Consider the following 1,843-nt stretch of genomic DNA (forward strand, 5'->3'; position numbering starts at 1 on the left):
GCCGATGGTTTAACGCGCAAGGCCGGCATCGACTATATGAAGTGGGCGATCGACTGCTCGGCTGCGCTCGGCGCCAAAACGCTGAGCGGCCCGTTGCATTCGACACTGGGCGCCTTCTCCGGTAGTGGGCCGACGGCGGCGGAGAAGAAGCGCTCCGTTGCCTCGCAACGCGCCATCGGCGACCATGCCGGCGAGAGGAACGTCACCATCGGGCTGGAGGCGCTCAACCGCTTCGAGTGCTACCTGCTGAACACGATGGACGATCTGTCCGAGCATATCGACGCTATCGACCGGCCGCATATCAAGGCGATGTACGACACGTTCCACGCCAATATCGAGGAGGCCGACCCGATCGGCGCCTATACGCGCAACCACAAAAATGTCGTCCATATCCATATTTCGGAGAATGATCGCGGCGTACCTGGGCGCGGCCACATTCCGTGGAAGGAAACGTTTTCGGCCATCCGCAAGAGCGGCTATGACGACTGGCTGACGATCGAGGCCTTCGGCCGCTCGCTGAAGGATTTGGCGGCGGCAACCAAGGTCTGGCGCGATTTTTCGGAAAGCCCGGAAGTCGTCTACCGCGACGGCTACAAGCATATCAGGAGCGGCTGGAAAAAGGCTGGTGCTTAGGACGCAGCCGAGCTTCCTCTCAGGCGATCTGAGCCGCCGGTGGCAGGCCGGCGGGCGCGCGCTCGCGCCGCTCGTCATTGCCGTTTCCGACTGTCCCCATCAGTTTGCGGCGAAGAAAACTGGAAATGTTGTCGAAGATAAAGACGACAACAAGGATCAGCACAACCATATAGAAAACATTGGCCCAATTGGTATTGGTGCGCATGGCCTCCCACAATTTCAGACCGATGCCGCCGGCGCCGACAGCCCCTATGATCGTCGCTGACCTGGTGTTCGATTCCCAGAAATAGAGCGATTGGCTAAGGAATACCGGCAGAACCTGGGGCAGCACGCCGTAACGCTGCACCATTGCCGGCGTGGCGCCAACCGAGCGGATGCCCTCGCGCTGCTTGTCGTCGATGTTTTCCAGCGCCTCGGAGTAGAGTTTGCCGAGGGTTCCGGTGTCGGTGAAGAAGATGGCCGACATGCCGGCCAGCGGTCCCGGACCGAAGCCGCGGGTGAAGAACAGCGCCCAGATCAGCATGTCGACCGAGCGCAGGAAATCGAAGAAGCGTTTTGTCACCTGGTTGGCGATCCGGCTCGGCGTGACGTTGCGTGCAGCCAGGAAGGCGAGCGGAAAGGCGACGATCGAGGCCAGCACCGTGCCGACAAAAGCCATGACGATGGTTTGCAAGAGTTTCAGCCAGACGTCTCCATGCTGCCACTCGGCGTTGTTGAGGATGTTGTGCCAGGCGAGCGCTGCGTTTGACCGTGACGGGTCGATGCGGGCCCCGGAGACGATCAGTGACGCGACCTCGCCGAACGGCTTTCCCCAGAATGGCGAGTTCGTGTCAAAGACGAAATTGGCCCAGCCGAAGAAACGTCTCCAGGCGACGACTTCGTCATTTTGCACCTCGGCGCGGCCGAGAAAGCCGAACGAGACGTAGGCTGTCGAGCCTGGCCTGCGTTGCTCGATCCAGTCGGGCAGCGGTGTGCGCGGCGTGACAGAACTGTCCTTGGCAATATCGAAGATGACGCTTTCGGCGCCGCGCGTCACGGCGACGAGGTTTGGCGTGATGGCGATCCGGCCATTGCCAAGGGTGACAGTCGCCGCCACAACGGCGTTTTCGCGCACCGTTTCAGGTGCAGCCGGAGCGGATTGGCCCAACGGGGCGGCCGGGTTCTCGGCGGTCGGCGCGCCGGGCGCCATAAACGAGTCCTGCGATGACTT

General features: G+C 61.7%; 2 protein-coding genes. One reads left to right on the forward strand and one right to left on the reverse strand.

Translation table 11 applies throughout. The features are described 5' to 3' along the window. On the forward strand, positions 1–633 hold a 633-nt coding region (locus EOA86_RS33075; protein ID WP_164892254.1), incomplete at its 5' end, for a sugar phosphate isomerase/epimerase family protein. A gap of 19 nt (positions 634–652) precedes the next feature. Here the strand turns inward: EOA86_RS33075 and phnE are convergent. Then, positions 653–1,843, reverse strand: a 1,191-nt coding sequence (gene phnE, locus EOA86_RS33080; protein ID WP_128345409.1) for a phosphonate ABC transporter, permease protein PhnE, incomplete at its 5' end; no start/stop codon positions are given.

It is taken from the genome of Mesorhizobium sp. M5C.F.Ca.IN.020.32.2.1 (genome assembly GCF_004023105.1).
In the GTDB taxonomy this organism is placed as follows: domain Bacteria; phylum Pseudomonadota; class Alphaproteobacteria; order Rhizobiales; family Rhizobiaceae; genus Mesorhizobium; species Mesorhizobium wenxiniae.